The sequence below is a fragment of the Actinophytocola glycyrrhizae genome (assembly GCF_042653545.1).
Taxonomy (GTDB): Bacteria; Actinomycetota; Actinomycetes; order Mycobacteriales; family Pseudonocardiaceae; genus Actinophytocola; species Actinophytocola glycyrrhizae.
On record NZ_JBHSIS010000027.1, the window covers coordinates 138,721 to 154,664 of the forward strand.

Sequence of the window (15,944 nt, forward strand, 5' to 3'; positions counted from 1 at the left end):
GATGGCCGCTGGCACCGCAGCAGGAGTACATGCTCGCGAACCTGGCGTTTCAGACCGCAGACCGGGCGGTGCCGTTCCGCAACCCGTTCCTGGCACTGCGGGTGGACGGTCCGTTCGAGATCGACCGGTTCGCCGCCGCCCTCGCCCTGCTCGTCCAGCGGCATGGAGTGCTCCGCGCTGAGCTGGACACTACGACGACCGCCTCGATGCGCGTGCGCGACGACCTTGACCTACCGCTCGATCTCGTGCCGCGGTGCCCCGACCCGGATGCACTCCTAACAGTGCAGGAATGGCAGCACTTCGACCTTGGCCGCGCGCCCCTGTGGCGGGTCTCCGTGGTCGCGCTGGGTCCCGACGCGCACATCATTTCCTTCGCCTTCTCTCACCTGATCTGGGACGGCGTGTCGATGCGCACGTTCCTGAGTCTGCTTGCGCGCGAGTACGCCGAACCCGGGAGCACCGGACCCCCCGGCCAGTACATCGAATTCGTCGAGGCGGCTCGTGCCGAACGCGCCAGCCGGTGCGGTGTGTCCTGGGCCCCCTCTATCCGGACCGCGGTGGCCGACGCCGTACGCACCCGGCAGACACTCGAGCCGGAAATGACCGCGCTGGACCCGCGGTGCATACCGTTCGTCATCGGCCGCGACGCCATGGACCGCTGGCGGCAGCGAGCGCCTTCGGACGGGTCGACTCCGTTCCTCCGATTCCTGGAGGCATACCTCACGGCCGCCGCGGCGCAGTTCGGACGGACGCAGCTGATCACCGCCTTCGCCACCAGCCGCCTCGACCTGCGGCCAACAGACGACACCCTCGGCTACTTCTCCGACCTGTCGCTCGCCATCGCCAGCAACCGGCCGGACGCCGGGAACCGTTCTCCGCTGTGTCCTGTCGCGCCGGCCCTGTCCTGGTCGGAGATGGCCGACCTCGTCGGCCCGATGACTTGTCCCCAGGAGCTTTACGACGTATGGGCGCGGGGACCCGTCTTCGCCGGTGTCCCCGGTCTGGCCGAGGTCTTTCCCGGGACGCGGACTGCGGTCCTCCCGCTCACGCCGGGTCACCGGCTACCAGTGACCGACTCCGAACAGCGCCGCGTCCTGTCCGGACAGATCGTGCCCTCGCTGGTCGTAGACGACCTGCTGGACGGCACCGGATACCTGCAGTTCAACGCGGCGGCCTTGCCCCGGCGGCCCGTGCGCGCCCTCATCGAGCGCTTTGCCAGTGACTTCGTTGATGGACCGAAGGGATGACTGCCGTTGTCAACGCACCACGACGGTGACCACTACCTACGCCCCCTCGACGGCTCGACACCCGCCGAGCACTACCAGCGCTTCGGCTGGTGGGTCTCTGACATCATCGTGCCGCCGGACGCATTGCGGCGTGTGCGGAGCCTGTGCGACCAGTTGGACACCGCGGAGCGGGACGGGCCCTTTCCAGACGTCCTGAGGGAGTTCCTGGCCTGGGACGGCTCACTCCCGCGCCCACCCCGCCTGAACCAGTACTTCGCCCTCCAGTACCAGGCGGTGTACGACCTGGTGATGACGCCACGCATTCACGAGATCGCGGCCGAACTGAGCGGAGCGCGGACACTGCGCATCTTCAACACGGCGATGATCAGGAAGTCACCAGGCGATCACTCCCGCTATGCGACTGTGGGCGTGCACTGCGACGCCGCCTACTGGCGGACATGCTCGAGCCGCCAGATGTTGACGGCGTGGGTGCCGTTGCAGGACACCTCTGTGGACATGGGGCCGATCCGCTACTACAGCGCCAGCCATCGCTGGCCGGACCATCCCGAGGTCCGCGCCCTGCGCGACGAGCAGAACTTCACGGCCACCGGGCAGGAGCGAATGCGGCGGTGGTTGGCCGCGTCCGGGATCCACGACGATCCTGTCACCGGCGCGATCCGTGCCGGACAGGTCACCTTCCACCACTGCCTGACCCTGCATGGCAGCGGAGCCAACACGTCCGCTCGGACCCGGGATGGCATCAGCATCCACCTCCAGCCGGGTGACAACCGATACGAGCAGCGGTCGGCGACCGACGAGTACGTGCATGACGCCTTCGTCCGCCGCCGAGACGGCGTCCCCGACTACACCGACGCCAGGTTGTGCCCGTTGACGTGGCCGGTGGCGGCCAGGGGAGCGGGATGACGGTGCGTGTGTTGGTCCTGGGCGGTGGGAGGTTCGTCGGACATCACCTAGTGTGCACGGCTTCGGGCCTTGGTTGGCGAGTCACGGTCTTCAACCGAGATCCGGCGGCTCCGGATGTTCCCGGTGTCGCCTGGCGCCGAGGTGATCGCGAGCGGGACCGCGATGTCCAGGGACTGGCTGACGAGCATTGGGACCTCGTACTCGACACGTGGGCCGGAAACCCGGCCGTGGTCGAACGGAGCGTGTCAGTGCTGGGCAACGCCATCGGTCGGTACTGCTACGTCTCCACTGTGGTGGCAAGCACCGCCACCGGCGACGGGGACCACTACGCGGCGCGCAAGCGGGACGCGGAGCGGTTTGTCCACCGTTGCGGGCAGCGAGGACTGGTCGTCCGGCTGGGGCTCGTACTGGGCCCCCGCGAGTACTGCGGCCGCCTGCCCTACTGGCTCCAGAACCTGGCATCGGGGCTACCGGTCGTGGCGCCGGGGCGACCGGGTCGGCCGATCCGCTACGTGGATGTCCGGGACGCGGCCGAGACGATCCTGGCTCTGGCGGCCCAGGACTGCTTGGGGACCCGGTCGCTCACCTCCACCCCTGCGGGCTCGGCCACCTTCGGGGCGTTGTTGGCTGCGGGCGCTTCCGCAGTGGGGTGCTCCCGGCCGATCACCTGGGTGGCGGACGACGTGTTGCATCCGCACTGCACGCCATGGACGGACATTCCGTTGTGGATCCCGGAGAACGGGATGGATTTCGACATCTACGCCCAAGAAGGTGACGTGGTACCCGAGGGACTCGGTAGGACCGGGCTGCAGACCGCGGCAGATACCTGGGACTGGCTGACCCGCCCGAGCGCCGTCGCGGCCGTGGAACAACGCGGTTGGCTGTCACCCGCGCAGGTGGCTGCGCTCGCCGGCGCATGACCGGGCTTACCCGGCTTACCCGGCTCACCCGACGGCACGAGCCGCTGCTATGACGTGCTGGAGCAGCAACGCCGTCGTCACCGGACCGACCCCGCCAGGTACCGGTGTCAAGGCCGCTGCCACGCCGACGACGCTCCCGGCATCCACGTCACCGACGAGGTTCCCCGCGTCGTCGGTGTTGGTGCCGACATCGATGACCGTGGTGGCCGCACCGACGTGGCGACCGGTGATGAACCGCGCACGCCCAATTGCCACGACCAGGACGTCGGCCTCTCTCGTGACCTCGGGAAGGTCTGCGGTCTTGGAGTGGCAGACCGTCACCGTAGCGTCCTCACGGAGCAGGAGCTGTGCCACTGGCTTGCCGACCACGGCACTGCGGCCGACAACCACCGCGTGCCGACCAACCAGCGGCACTTGGTGGAAGCGCAGCAGTTCCATTACGGCGGCCGCAGTCGCGGGTGCGAAACCACTTTCCCCGATCACCAGGCGCCCCGCGCTGAGCGGGTTGATGCCGTCGATGTCTTTGCCGAAAGGAATGAGGGCGGCGAGGGCACCACCGTCGACACCGACGGGCAGGGGCGTCTGCAGGATGATGCCGTGCACGGTGTCGTCGTTGGCGAGTCGCTGCAGTTCTGCCGCGATATCCGCCGTGGTGCTGTCGTCTGGGAGTTGCCGCTCGATGGCCCTGAGGCCGGCCTTCTCCGCCGCCTTAACGATCGAGCTGACGTACCAACGGGTCCCGCCATCGCTGGTGGCGAAGACGATCGCCAGTGTGGGCTCGACGCCGTGCTCGCGAAGCGCCTTGACATCCGCGGCCACCTGACTGCGAATGTCGGCGGCCAGATCCTTGCCGCTGAGCGTCCTGGTCTCGGTCATGCGCTGATCACCGCACGCACCCGTCGCACCACGTCCTCGGCGGCGGCGAACGTCGCCGTGCATCCCTCCACCGTTGACCGCAGCCCTCGCACCACGTCCTCGTCCTTGATGCTCGCCGCGTTGATCTCGATGTTCACCACGGCGGCCTGAAGCGCCGCGTGGGCGTTGCTCGCGGCCACGGCGACGTCCGAGACCACGTTGGGGTTGCCGCCATCGACCAGTTCGCCCGCCAGCTCGACCAGCCTCCTGCTGAGGACCGCGATCGCGACAGGCGGCTCGGCCGCCCCGATGAGCGCCGATTGGATAGCCTCGCGGCGGTCGCTCTTCTGCTCGTCGGTCTCCCTCGGCATTCCATACGCCGCGCCGACTTTGGCGAATGCATGCTGGTCTTCCTCGGCGAGCCGGAGCGCCTCCTTCCGCAGCTGCTCCGCTTCCTGATTCAACTCGCGCATCCGCGTTTCCCGATCGGCCCACTTCTTGCCAGTGGTGTAGCTGGCTACCATGCCAATGAGGGCCGCGGACATCGCCGCGTTCACCGCGGCGGCAGCGCCGCCACCAGGGGCGGGAGTTCGCTCGGCGAGCGAGTCCAGCCAGGAAATGATTGACAGATCATCCATGCGCGCAGTCTAACATGGTCATTTCGGCAACGATTTCCGACTCTTCGAATGAGTCAAATGGAATGAAGGAAATCTAATCAACATATCGGGACCGTGTACCGTTGACACCGCTCATCACGCCGCATATGTTTGTGATGACCATCGTTATCCTACCGCCGGAGTGGCCGTGCTGAATGTCCTTTGTGACCGTGCGGAGGGGACACCCGGCGACATCCCTTTCCGGTCCGTGACGGGCAAGTCGCTCAGTTACGAGGAGTGGGCGCGCTCGTCGCGCGCGCTGGCCGGGGTGCTGAGGGAGCAATGTGGAGTCCGGTTGAACGACCGCGTGATGATCGTGGTCGATCGTGAGATGTGGCTTGAGTACGCCATCGCCTATGTCGCCGTGCTGGCCGCTGGGGCGACCGTCGTGACCGCGCGTCCTGAGGAGGGGCGGGCCTCGCTCGAGAGGTCCGCGGAACTGACAGCCACGTCTCTGTGTGTGTTCAGCGGAGCGCGTGCTCGCGAGGTCACGTCGGGCCTCAGTAGGCGCCTCGAGTTGACCGACACGGTGACCGGGACGGCGGTTTCCGGTACCGCGATGACCGAGGAGGCCGAACTCCCCGAGGTCGTGGAGCTCCTGTTCACGTCGGGCACCACCGGAAGACGGATGGCGGTGGGTTGCCCCCGAGCGGACTTCGTCGATGGCCTTCGGCAGGAAGTCCGCTCCCCGGTCTCGAACTCGCCGCGCCGGTCTGTTCTGGTGCACCACATCCCGCTGGGCACACAGGCGGCCCAGCGCGTGTTGTGGGAAGCCCTGCGGGCCAGCCGACTCACGAACGTCTATCTGCCGAACACGAGTCCGAACGCTATTCGTTCCGCGGTCGAGAAATACTCGGCCACGTTCGTGGGTCTGGTTCCATTCACGGCACGGCGTCTGGTTCGAGCGTGCACCGGTGCAAACGCGGCTCTGCCATCCGTCGAATGGGTCAGCGTGGGATCATCTCCTGCTGACGACGATGTGCTCAACTCGCTCACCGAAGTCTTCCCCAACGCGCAAGTGATGAACATGTACGGTCTGACCGAGGCTGGAGCTGCGCGGATCCGAGGTGTCCATCCGAATCCCCCGGGGGCTCTGGGCACCCCGGAGCCCGGTACCCGCGTCAGCATCAGGGGTGATGACGGTGCGCCAGTGCCGTGCGGGCACAAGGGTGATCTCTGGATCAGTCGACTCGGCGGCCAGGCCCGGTTCTATGTCGGCGATCCTGCTGCGACCGCGGCGGTGTTCCGCGGCGATTGGGTTCGCACCGGAGACATCGCCTGGGTCGACTCGGACGGTTATGTGTACCTTGTGGATCGCGCCAGGGACATTATTAACAGTGTCGGGCAGAAGATCGCCAGCATCGAGATCGAGACGTGTTTGCGCGCCCACGAACTGGTGGTGGAGGCTGCCGTCTTCGGTACACCCTCCCGCCTTCTCGGCGAAAGGGTGGTCGCCGCGGTCGTGGTTGACCAATCCTGGTCAGCGAATGCCGAAGATATCCAGCGTGAACTAATGGTTCACTGCCGGGAACGACTCAGCCCGTACGCGGTACCGAGCAGGTTCGTCCACCTTGAAGCAATGCCCACGGGGCCTACGGGCAAGGTGCTCAAGCACGTGCTGCGAAAGACGTACTCTCAGGATTTGACCTAGTACGGCAGCAGTCATCCGCTAGCTGACCTGGGTGTTCTCGATGTTGCGAGCGAGTCTGGTGCGTTTGTGGAACCAGCGTGAACGTGCTTGATGCTGGCGGCGCCAGTCGCTAGCGGATCGAGCACGACCACCGCGAACCCAAGACCAGCCTCGGACTCATCAACTTCGAAGGCCCGCAGCTGGCTCGGCTGGCGCCGCCACATGACCCTGGTCACCGCCGCCCCCGCTTCCTCGTCGAACTCCGCCTCACCAGCCCAAAAGCACCGTGACGAACTAATAGAGGCTTACTAGGACTTGCCGACGACCGCACCCTGGTCCAGCTATCGAGGCTCTGCCGTCAGCTTCGCGAGTGCGCCCCAGAGGGATGCACTCGTTGCGAACGTGTCGGGGTTGAGCTCGTCATCGGTAAAGGTCACCTGGTACTGCTCCTGTATATCGAGGATCAATCCGAGTGTTCGCAACGAGTCCAGTCCGAGATTGGCCAGTCGGACGTTTTCTGGCAGGGGATCCGCAGGTGGCAGCTCGGGCAGATACGTTCTGAGGATGGCTTCGAAGTGTGGGTCCCACGGTTCGATGGTCATGTGTTGTCCTTTGCTGCCTGTTTCAGCAGATTTTCGATGGCGGTAAGAAATGGCTCGGCATCCGCGGGATTGAGTATGGCGCTGTTGCTGCTCAACGTCAGCTGCAATCCGCCCCTTCCTGAGGTGACAAGGAGATACAGGCCCAGATATGGCTTCGGGTCGCTCGTTCTCAACTCGTGATAATGCCATTCCCGTATGGATTCGTCGTACGCAGCCGTCCGCGGGATCTTGTGCGAGAGGTAGTTGTACGCCAGCCAGCTGTCGATCCGGAACTTGTCGAGGTAGCCGTGGGATGCCAGCAGCCGATACCACTCGAAGCAGTCATAACTGGCGTGCAGACCGGCGACCATCGCCGCCCGGGCCGCCTGGGCGGCGAACTCTGGAAGCGTGGGCGACTTGGACGTGTCAAGGCGAATGGCAGCGACCTGGTGCAGGCACGTCACCAGGGACTCGTCTGCCGGAGAGAAGCGGTTCGCGCATGGTGACAACACGACAAAACGCGAAAGGGTGGTGTACCGGCGGACCTGCATACCGAAGGCAGCCAACACCACTGCCGAGGCCGGGAGATTCCAGCGCTCCGCGAGTAACTGCGTTGCACGGAGAGCTGATCCGGTGGTGAGCGAGACTCTGAAGTGGGTACGCCAGCTACTGTCGGAGGCCGGGAGGGCGCACTGTGTGGAACTGACGATTTCCTGCCAGTAGTCGAGAGCGCGCGTACTCCGGCGGACAGCCTTTGGTTCCAGTTGCTCAACGACAATGTCCAGAGGTTGTCTCCTGACGGGTGAGAGTGCTGGCGCTGCGGCCTCGCTGGCGGCGGCGACAAGCGATTCGTATTCGCTGGACAGCACGGAGATTGACCAGCCGTCCAGCGCCACGTGGTGAGCGGTGCAGACGACCTTGCGAACAGCGTTCCCCTCTGCAACGATGACGAACCGGACGGGGGGCACAGAGGCCAGGTCGAATTCGGCTCGCGCGTGTTGAGTGAGCGCTCCGCCTGCACGGTCGAGTGACAGCACGGTCGGCAACGCTTCCGGTGGTTGTACATATTGTGTCGGCGTACCGTTCTCATCGTAAGAATAGGTGGTGCGAAGGGCCTCATGTCGCGCTATGAGAACGCGAATGACGTTCTCGAGGGTACTCAATTCTACACCTGGCGGCACCGGCCATTCCCAATGTAAATTCCACCGTCGACGGTGCGTCTTCTCGTCAATTTCGTGATATAAAAAATACCCCTGCTGACCGAAGGTGAGTGGACCCGAGCGGATTGCCACGATGCTCCCTAGATGCGACTGTCCTCTGTGCAAAAGGGTAGCTGAGACGACCTTGTTCCGAAACCACGCGGAAGTCAGGAGGGGCTTGGGGCAGGTGGCATCAGCGGGTGTTCGACCGCACAGCGACGCGAACGCGTCGCCCTGGCCGGCCGAGCGCTCCTTTGCGTGCGTTCAACGCCTCGCCGGTGCGTTGTTGGGCTGGCCAGACGACAGGTGGTGGTCCATGTGCCCGCTGCTGCACCGCATCGGCTTGGCAGTGGGCTGTAGCGGCTCGACCACTGGTAGCAGAAGCCCAGATTTCTGCCTCAACAACGTCCGCAAGGCGCTGCTGTGTGCACACCGGGCCGACCACGCGCTGGCGGTCCACGGCCAGGCGCTGACCCTGTGCGAAGAGATCGACGAACGGCCCGTCGCCGCCAAGATCCACTATGATATCGGCGAGGTCTACCAGCAGCTAGCACGGCCCACCAACGCCATTGGGCACTATCGAGCAGCGGTAGACACCGGCGGGTCTGTCGGCGACGTTCTGACCACAACGTGGGCCCTGGTCGGACTGGGTGAAGCGACCGCTGAACTCGGAGAACACGCGACTGCGGCCCGGTACGCTGAGCAGGCAGGCGCCATGATCGGCGCTTTCTCCGAGCTCGGACCGACCGACGAACTTGCATCCCGTATCGACGCGCTGCGGAGCCGCGTTGCCCCCCTCATCGCCGACGTAAAGTAGCCCTTCCGACGATGTCGTGGCAGGCGACAAGGTCGAGCTGACGCGAGTCCTGTGAGCGCAGGTTGTCCCCGATGACCGCCACGTACCCGGCGGGCACGGTCGCCAGCCCGGCAGCACAGGGACGAGTCAATAGCGCGACAGCGGCCGATCCCGACCACAACGCGCTGGTCAGAGTGGACGTCGCTCAGTAGATACACTATTCCGGCCGGCCCAACTGGACATACAACGGTGACGCGAACAGCGTGTATGGATGCTCTGCTGTAGCCGGAGCGACGCCGGTGACGCGTGCGTGACCGCGCACCCATCCCGCTGTGTACGGCAACCGCAGCCGATCAGCCAACGCGGGAACGACGTGGTGCAAGCCTGCCCCGCCGATGTGGTTGTTGAACCACGACCCGTGTATTCCCGGGCCGGTGTCTGTCTGATCGGAACTCTCGTCGGATCTGTATTCGATGAGGTCTACGAAATGATTGACGACCGACGCTAGCACGTCCGGATGGTAGACAGATCGAGCCGCCGCCAGTTCACTCAACTCCTCCGCAGTGACGCTTGAGTGAGGCCCCTCATCGACAAGGTTCCCGGAAGAACCGTGCAGCAGCAACCGGCTCTCGCCTCCTGACGGGCAACCGCCAGTCGACCCGGCGACATCGAGAAACACGACCGCGGAGCCGATGGTCGTGTAACTCATTAGCGCTTCGAATTCGACCCATTCATACGCTCGAACCTGCTCGGTGAACCACACCGTCTCAAGGTTCTCAACCGCCCTGTTCAATTCGAGGCCGATATTCCGCTGCGTCCCTATCTCACCGGAAAAGCTGCCGATGTTGAGCAGGTTGACGGTCGCTTTTACTGTGCCGAGGAAGCCGCGTCGCCGACCGATGTTGAGTGGCGGAGCTTTCCTGTTGACAGATAAACCAGATCGCTCATGCACTGATGATGCCCGTGGTCGGCCCGGCTGCGGTCCCTGCCTTCTTTGCATCCAGTCCCAGTCTTGCGTGTACGTCGAGGCGAACTCGCCCCTCGCCCAGGGCGGTCTGCCCGCGTATGAGTTCGCGGACGTGCGGATCGGTGTGGTCGTGCCCGCGCCGTAGTCGTGCGGCGGCCCTGGGCAGTACCTCCGACTGGTGCTGTCGCCGGTGTACCTGGGCGGGCCGCAGCCGCGGTTGACCGATCAGCGTTCGAGGTCGTCGGGATCAGGTGGTGGGACGGTTTGCTCGATGCCGGGTTCCTCTGTATTGGTTGAGATGAAGGCATCGGGCGTAGCCAACTGTGGCTCCGTTGCCGCCGAATTGTTCAGTTCGTTCGGCGTGAGTACCGGGACGGCTAGGCCGGGAGAACTGGGTGCGGTGATGTGTGGATCTGGGGTTGGAGGCTGTCGATCTGCGTCGGCAGCCGTGGCCTGTGCAAGACCGCGTTCGAGGTCTTCGCGTTGCCGGTCGTCGGTGGGGAGCTGGTCACGGAGTTCGTGTTCGGAACGGAGTTGATCGAGTTCGCGCATGTGGTTGTTGTGTTGTGCGGTGAGGTCGGCGGCGTGGCGTTCTGCGGTGTTGGCCGCGGCGAGATCGCGGGCGTATGCGGTTTCCCGGGCTAGGGGGTACTCAGCTTCGGTCCGAATCGCCTGTGCGGTCAGCTGCTCGCGTTGTTCCCGCGGTCCAGCCTGTTGGCGGAGCTGGGCGGCCTGGTCGGCGAGGGTGTCGGCTTCCCGGGTGGCGTCGTGCTCGACGCCGCGTAGTTGCTCGATGCGTTCGGCGAGTTCGGCACGTCGGGTGCGGGCGAGCCGGCCGAGCCGGTCCAGGTCGTGCTCGGCGTGTGCGCGCTGTTCGGCGGCGTCGGCTGCGCGTTCGAGCAGTGCGTGCCACCGTTGTTCGAGTTGATCCGTTTCACGGATGAGGGCGGTTTGGGTGCGTAGGTGAGCGAGGGTGTTGTCGAGTGCGCGTACGTTCGGGCCGTGTCCAGCGCTCGCGGCGGCGGAGGCTTGTCGGGCCTTGTGTTGGGCATTGTCACGGGCGAGGCCGATCTGGTCGGCGGTGTGTTGTGCGGCGGTGATGCGGGCGCGGAGTGTGGCGTCGGTGAGTGCGCCGTGCGGTCGTCGGGTCCAGTGTGTCGTGGCAGTCGCACGCTGCTCAGGCACGGCCGCTGGCGCGCTGGCCGCAGCGGCGACCGGGGGTGCAGGGCGGGTGTCGAGGGCGTGCTGTTCGAGTGCTCGGGCGAAGGCGTAGGTGGTCACGCCGGAGGGATTGCGAACGTGCGGCGCGGTGAGCGCGACCGGGTCGAGCCCACAGATGATGCCGTGAACGTTATGGCCGGATTGCTCCGCGGCGGCCATTCGCTCGGCGAGGAACCGGAACGCCGGCCCGGTGACGACGCGGTCGGCGAGGTCCGGGTGGGTAGCCCAGGCATGGCGGAGGATTTGGGCGGCTGCTTGTCGCTGTTCGTGACGTTCGGCGCGTTCGCTGGCGGCGCGGCGGGTGTGTTCGAGGGCGTCGAGTTGTCGTTCGGCGACTTGGTCGGTGAGGTAGACGGCGTATCGGTCCTTGTGGCGGATGTGAGGTGCGTCGAGTTTGGCGAGGGGAATCGCGGCGAGAAGGTCGTGGGCGTTGAGTCCGGTGTCGGTGTGCCGGTCCAGTGCGCGAACGAGGGCGTCGAACGCGGGGGAGTGGATGACGGTTTCTGCGAGCTGGGGTCGGGTGGCCCAGGCTTCTCGCAGCAGGTCGGCTGCCTGGTCATGCATCTGGGCGAACCGCCGTTGTTCGGCGCGCTGATCGGCGTCGCGGTCGGCTTCGCCGGTGCGGATGCGTTCGACCGCGACATCGACCATGGCCGCGGTGTAGGCGGCGGGGTCCTCGATGTGCGGTGCGTCGATCGCGTCGAGGGGGAGCTCGGCGAGCACACCGTGGAGGTCGTAGCCGGCCTGGCTGGCCCCGTGTAGTCGTCGGGCGACCGTGTCGAACGCGCGGGAGGCGATGATTGCCTCGACGAGGGTCGGTTCATGCCGCCATGTTGCGCGCAGGAGCGCGGCGATCGTGTCACGGCGCCGCTGTGCGTCCTCGTGGTCTCGGCGTTGAGTGCTGATGCGGTCGGTGACGCGGGCGTTGTGCTGGCACCAGCGGTCTCGCTCTCGGGTCTGACGGGCGCGATGGAGTTCGGTGGCCCGGTCGAGGGGATGTGCGCGGAGATAGGTGGCGACCCAGGCGCGGGCTCTGCCTTGTTCGCCGCGGTCGTGTGACGGTAGGAGGTCGGTGACGGTGTCGGGAATCTGCCACCGTTCTCGGTAGGCGGTGACGTGGCCTGCGCGGCGGATCCACAGGTCGCGCGTGATCGGTTCGTCGGGCACCGGTCCGAGGTCGGCGGCCCATGCGGGCGGTTTCTGCGCGACCCGTTCGCCGAGTTCGCGGGTGCGGTCGGCGATCTGCTCGACGTGGGTGCGGAGCCAGGTGCCGAGTTCGGCGATGTCGGCGAGGTTGCCCGGGGTCGTGATGTCTTCGTCCGGGTGCGGTGGCGTGGGAACCCAGCCGGGTAGCCAGTCCGGGCGGTCCCGGTCGGAGGGCGGGGTGGGCATGTGCTTGGTGATGCGCCAGTGCAGCACTTCCGCGACCGAGTCAGCCGGGTCGATGGGGTCGTCGTCGAGTGGTCGTTGCGCGGCGCGGCGGCGGAGCACGTCGATGGGGTCGTGGTGGGCGTCGTTGACCTCGTGCAGGACGCGGGCGAGTTCGGGCCAGGCGTTGTCGGTGACGATGTCGTCGGCATGGTCGGGCAGCGCTTCGCGGACCCACTGTTCGGCCTGTTGCCCGCCGGGGTCCCGGTAGATGTGACGGGCGTAGAGGTACTGCGGCACCAGTGTGGACAGCCGGTGCGGTTCCTCCATCGCGTTGCGGAGTTGTTCGGTCGCCGACAGCTCGGCACTCTCGCGCCGCAGGATCGCGCGAAGCGCTTCCTCGGTGCGGCTGCGTTCTCGGTACCGGTAGAACAGATCACCCGGCAGCACCGGGGGTTCGTCCGGGTGCACGATCTCTTGGGTGTCGAGGTAGGCATAGTTCGCCTCCCGTCCCCGTGAGAGAGCGACGAGGGCGGCTTCTCGCGCGGCGGCGGTGGACAGGAACGCACGAGACACGTCGACTGTGAGCCCTTGCGAGCGGTGGATGGTGGCGGCGTAACCGAGCTCGACGAACCGGGCGACGTACTGGGCGGACAGCAGCACGGTGCCGCCGTGGCGAACATGGCGCACCCGCAGTCGGCCGTCGTCGTGGCGGGCCTCGACTTCCCAGAGATCACCGTTTTTGACGTAGTCGCGGCCGCCGAACAGGGCGAGGTCACGGCGGTTGAGGCGGGTCACGATCCGGTCGCCGACCCCGGCGATGCTGCCGTCGTGCAGCCGCACGCCGTCGTTCTCGACGAGGCCGGTGGCGCGGCGTTCGGTCTGCGCGCGGCTGGACAGTTCGCGGGCGACCTCGCCGGTGTCGCCGATCATGATCGCGGTGGCACCGGCGTCGATGTCGGCTTTCCAGTCCGCGTACAGCCGGTCCAGGACCGCGGGCCCGACCCCGCCGACCAGGCGGTCGTTGTCGGCGTAGAAGTCGATCGCGCGGTCGTCGCCGACCCGGAACCGCAGGATCGCCTGAGCTTCGGCGCGATGCGTGAAGCGGTGCAGTTCGGACAGTTCCACCCCGCCCGCGTCGTGGTGGATCAACCGCAGCACGCCACCGGCTTCGACGGCGGAGAGCTGGCGGTAGTCGCCGACGAGCCGCACCACGGCGCCGCGTTCGGCGGCCAGCGCGCGTACCTCGTCGAGCAGCCGGGTGCCGGCCATACCTGCCTCGTCGACGAGCAGCATGTCCCCGGCCCGGACATCGATCGTGGCGCCGTGGCGGCGGGCCTCGAGGAGGCTGTGCAGGGTGTCCGCGCGGACACCGAGGTCATCGCCGAGCACACTCGCGGCAGCCGCGCTCGGGGCGTAGCCGTGAACCCGGCCGCCGGTGGTTTCCCATGCCGCGCGCACAGCGGCCATGACAGTGGACTTGCCTGCGCCTGGTGGGCCGATACCGACAGCGAGGGCTTTCCCGCAGGACACGAAATGCTCAACCAGCGCGCGTTGTCCGGCATCGAGCCGCCGTACCCGGTCCGGATCGGCGTGCTGCCACGCGGACAGCGCGACGTTGCGCACGGCGTCCGGAACGACCGGCCCGCGAACGGTGTGGGCGTCATCGACCAGCCGCTGCTCGGCGGCCAGAATGTTCTCGCTGGTGTAGACGGCCGACCCGCGCCGCACGAACACCGACTCGCCATCCGGCATCCGCAACGCCCGCGGCAGCTTCTCCCGCGGCTCGCCCGCCACAGCACCGAGACGTAGCGAGTGCCGGTCCAACGCCAGCGCAGTGACTGTTTCCACGGCCCCCAACAGCCGCTCATCCCCGTCCATCTCGGCGTGCTGGCCGGTGAAGAACGCGGCGTTTGGTCGAAGCTGGCGATGGGCTTCCGCCCGCACGTGATACACCACCCACGTCGCCCGGTCGTCCGCGATCCGCTCGACCACCCGCGCCGCGACCTCAGCCAGATCAGGCCCGGCACCCGGGACTGTCCGGTGTAGACAGGAGTGAATCCGGGCGCGAATGTCCATCCCGGGCAACAACTCCTGGGCACGACTCGTCCAGTCCGCCACCTGCGCGGCCAACGTCCGCAGCCCAATCTTCTCCGGCCGGTCGGTGAGAGCGGCCTGCTGCGCGAGCTTGTGCTGCACCGAGCGCGGCGGGCTGTGCCCATGGTCGCGCACGTACCCGGCGACCAACCGGTCGTAGTGCGTCTCCACCTGCGTACGGCGGCGGGAGAACCCGATAGTCCATTCCCGGGGGATGCCGTCGATCTCCCGAACCGGCCGTTTCCCCGCGCCTGCGAGCACTTCGGTGTAGCGCACGCCGAGCTCGTCGATCAACCCCAGTTCGGTCAACGAGTTGTAGGTCTCGGACATGCTGACCGCGACCTTGTGCATCTGACGGGAGTCGAGCGTGCGCCACTTCCCGTCCTCAGCGAGCACGCGGTTGGCGACCGCGACGTGGGTGTGCAGATCCGGATCCCCGGCACGGGAGTCGCGGTGCTGGAACGCGGTCGCGACGAACCCAGACGTGGGTGCGAACGCGATCCCCGAGGCGCCGAGGCGGGTGAACGCGGCCTCGCGCTCGCCATACGCGAGCGCGCCACGCCATGCTCGTTCATGCACCGCTTCCACGATGTGGCGGACCTCGGGCCCACCGAGCGCCCACAGCACGGACACCGATTTCGGTGGCGAGAACACCAGATCGAAGCCAGCGACGGGCTGGCGTGCCTTGCCGAGCTGGTCGACGAGATACTGGTCGACGTCTGCGGGATTCGCCGAGCTCGTGAGATCCGGCGTCGCGTCAAGAACCGCGTGGTGTTGGCTTGTTTGCTGGAAACGAGTCGTCCCGTGGCTGGCTGCGGCCAGGTGTTCGGCGGCGACGTGCCGCTTGATTCCGCGTCGCTCCGCGACAGTCGCGCGGCGTCCGTGCCGCTTCGCGAACTTGACGTACGCCGTGCGCAAGTCCGCGACGAGCGGCACCGCAGCGTCGAACTGGTAGAACTTGCGGCCCAGCCGCGCGGCGGCGAGGGCCTGGTCGTAGCTGTCGCCGCGGGCCATCCGCTCGGCGACGATCGCGTTCGCGTTCGGATGCAGACCCTCGCCGAACAAGGCGAGCATCTGATCTTCGCTGACCTCACCCGACACCTCGAGATCAGCGCAACCGGACCCCACCCAGCGCCCAGACGGATTACCTGCGACCTGGTAGTAGTCGACGAGCGGATCACCCGCCGGACGCGTCGTATCCCCGCTGGCCACCTGCCGGGTCAGGTACGTATACCCGTCGCCGGCGTGCAGCACATGGCACGTCATCGTCACCGCGTTGCCACGGTGATCCTCCTCCCCCCAGACCTCCAGAATACCTCGCACACGTGTTCGTTTGCATCCGTACATTGCAATGCCAGAGGTGTGACCGCCCTGAACGCGCGCTCGCCACGCACGGGCGCGGCGGGTCGCGTGCGCGGGTCTCGTGTGGCGGGTGCGGCGCGGGCGTCGGCGGGTGGGGCGTGGCGGCACGCGGACGTAGCCCCCGGGGATCTCCCCGGGGGCT

Annotated in this window: 12 protein-coding genes and 1 pseudogene; 6 read left to right on the plus strand and 7 right to left on the minus strand. The window is 66.7% G+C overall.

Going from position 1 to position 15,944, the window contains the following annotated elements; translation table 11 throughout:
* Window positions 1-29 precede the first annotated feature (29 nt).
* From ACFPCV_RS37550 to ACFPCV_RS37560, 3 genes are all read left to right on the plus strand, one after another.
* The gene (locus ACFPCV_RS37550) at window positions 30-1,247 is read left to right on the plus strand and encodes a condensation domain-containing protein (RefSeq protein WP_378062176.1); all 1,218 of its coding nucleotides are present in this window, start codon (window positions 30-32) and stop codon (window positions 1,245-1,247) included.
* A 6-nt stretch (window positions 1,248-1,253) separates the two neighbouring features.
* A complete protein-coding gene (locus ACFPCV_RS37555; protein WP_378062178.1) occupies window positions 1,254-2,150 on the plus strand; it encodes a phytanoyl-CoA dioxygenase family protein in 897 nt (298 codons plus the stop codon).
* Window positions 2,151-2,398: 248 nt separating this feature from the next.
* On the plus strand, window positions 2,399-3,070 hold the full coding sequence (locus ACFPCV_RS37560) for an NAD-dependent epimerase/dehydratase family protein (protein WP_378062179.1): 672 nt from the start codon (window positions 2,399-2,401) through the stop codon (window positions 3,068-3,070).
* Between the two features lie 24 nt (window positions 3,071-3,094).
* Here ACFPCV_RS37560 and ACFPCV_RS37565 read toward each other — a convergent pair whose 3' ends face one another.
* Window positions 3,095-3,946: a bifunctional 5,10-methylenetetrahydrofolate dehydrogenase/5,10-methenyltetrahydrofolate cyclohydrolase gene (locus tag ACFPCV_RS37565; RefSeq protein ID WP_378062180.1), complete on the minus strand. Its 852-nt coding sequence runs from the start codon at window positions 3,944-3,946 to the stop codon at window positions 3,095-3,097.
* Entirely contained in the window at window positions 3,943-4,563 is a 621-nt protein-coding gene (locus ACFPCV_RS37570; protein WP_378062181.1) for a cyclodeaminase/cyclohydrolase family protein, read from the minus strand. Before ACFPCV_RS37570 ends, ACFPCV_RS37565 begins: the two co-directional genes overlap by 4 nt.
* A 160-nt stretch (window positions 4,564-4,723) precedes the next feature.
* Here ACFPCV_RS37570 and ACFPCV_RS37575 point away from each other — a divergent pair, with 160 nt between their 5' ends.
* On the plus strand, window positions 4,724-6,232 hold the full coding sequence (locus ACFPCV_RS37575; RefSeq protein ID WP_378062182.1) for a class I adenylate-forming enzyme family protein: 1,509 nt from the start codon (window positions 4,724-4,726) through the stop codon (window positions 6,230-6,232).
* Between the two features lie 113 nt (window positions 6,233-6,345).
* Window positions 6,346-6,501, plus strand: a pseudogene (locus ACFPCV_RS39045) (IS701 family transposase); the annotation flags it as partial.
* Window positions 6,502-6,552: 51 nt separating this feature from the next.
* On the opposite strand, the gene ACFPCV_RS37580 reads toward ACFPCV_RS39045, so the two are convergent.
* Both ACFPCV_RS37580 and ACFPCV_RS37585 read right to left on the minus strand, forming a co-directional pair.
* Window positions 6,553-6,813 (minus strand): phosphopantetheine-binding protein, encoded by a 261-nt coding sequence (locus ACFPCV_RS37580; protein WP_378062183.1) that lies wholly within the window; start codon window positions 6,811-6,813, stop codon window positions 6,553-6,555.
* Window positions 6,810-8,084 (minus strand): condensation domain-containing protein, encoded by a 1,275-nt coding sequence (locus ACFPCV_RS37585; protein ID WP_378062184.1) that lies wholly within the window; start codon window positions 8,082-8,084, stop codon window positions 6,810-6,812. The genes ACFPCV_RS37580 and ACFPCV_RS37585 overlap by 4 nt, the downstream gene beginning before the upstream one ends.
* Before the next feature lie 223 nt (window positions 8,085-8,307).
* On the opposite strand from ACFPCV_RS37585, the gene ACFPCV_RS37590 reads away from it, so the two are divergent.
* Window positions 8,308-8,808: a tetratricopeptide repeat protein gene (locus tag ACFPCV_RS37590; protein WP_378062186.1), complete on the plus strand. Its 501-nt coding sequence runs from the start codon at window positions 8,308-8,310 to the stop codon at window positions 8,806-8,808.
* Here ACFPCV_RS37590 and ACFPCV_RS37595 read toward each other — a convergent pair.
* The 3 genes from ACFPCV_RS37595 to mobF all read right to left on the minus strand — a co-directional run bounded on the left by ACFPCV_RS37595 (window position 8,789) and on the right by mobF (window position 15,763).
* A complete protein-coding gene (locus tag ACFPCV_RS37595; RefSeq protein WP_378062188.1) occupies window positions 8,789-8,905 on the minus strand; it encodes a S26 family signal peptidase in 117 nt (38 codons plus the stop codon). The genes ACFPCV_RS37590 and ACFPCV_RS37595 overlap by 20 nt on opposite strands.
* 99 nt (window positions 8,906-9,004) lie before the next feature.
* Window positions 9,005-9,739 (minus strand): SAVMC3_10250 family protein, encoded by a 735-nt coding sequence (locus ACFPCV_RS37600; protein WP_378062190.1) that lies wholly within the window; start codon window positions 9,737-9,739, stop codon window positions 9,005-9,007.
* A 240-nt stretch (window positions 9,740-9,979) separates the two neighbouring features.
* Window positions 9,980-15,763, minus strand: coding sequence for a MobF family relaxase (gene mobF, locus ACFPCV_RS37605; protein WP_378062192.1), 5,784 nt, complete (start codon window positions 15,761-15,763; stop codon window positions 9,980-9,982).
* Between the last annotated feature and the right edge of the window lie 181 nt (window positions 15,764-15,944).

What these genes read in the sequence shown, in the direction of transcription:
- ACFPCV_RS37565 (WP_378062180.1), bottom strand. Translation starts at nt 3,946, where the DNA reads ATGACCGAGACCAGGACGCTCAGCGGCAAGGATCTGGCCGCCGACATT.
- ACFPCV_RS37550 (WP_378062176.1), top strand. Translation starts at nt 30, where the DNA reads ATGCTCGCGAACCTGGCGTTTCAGACCGCAGACCGGGCGGTGCCGTTC.
- ACFPCV_RS37580 (WP_378062183.1), bottom strand. Translation starts at nt 6,813, where the DNA reads ATGACCATCGAACCGTGGGACCCACACTTCGAAGCCATCCTCAGAACG.
- ACFPCV_RS37570 (WP_378062181.1), bottom strand. Translation starts at nt 4,563, where the DNA reads ATGGATGATCTGTCAATCATTTCCTGGCTGGACTCGCTCGCCGAGCGA.
- ACFPCV_RS37590 (WP_378062186.1), top strand. Translation starts at nt 8,308, where the DNA reads ATGTGCCCGCTGCTGCACCGCATCGGCTTGGCAGTGGGCTGTAGCGGC.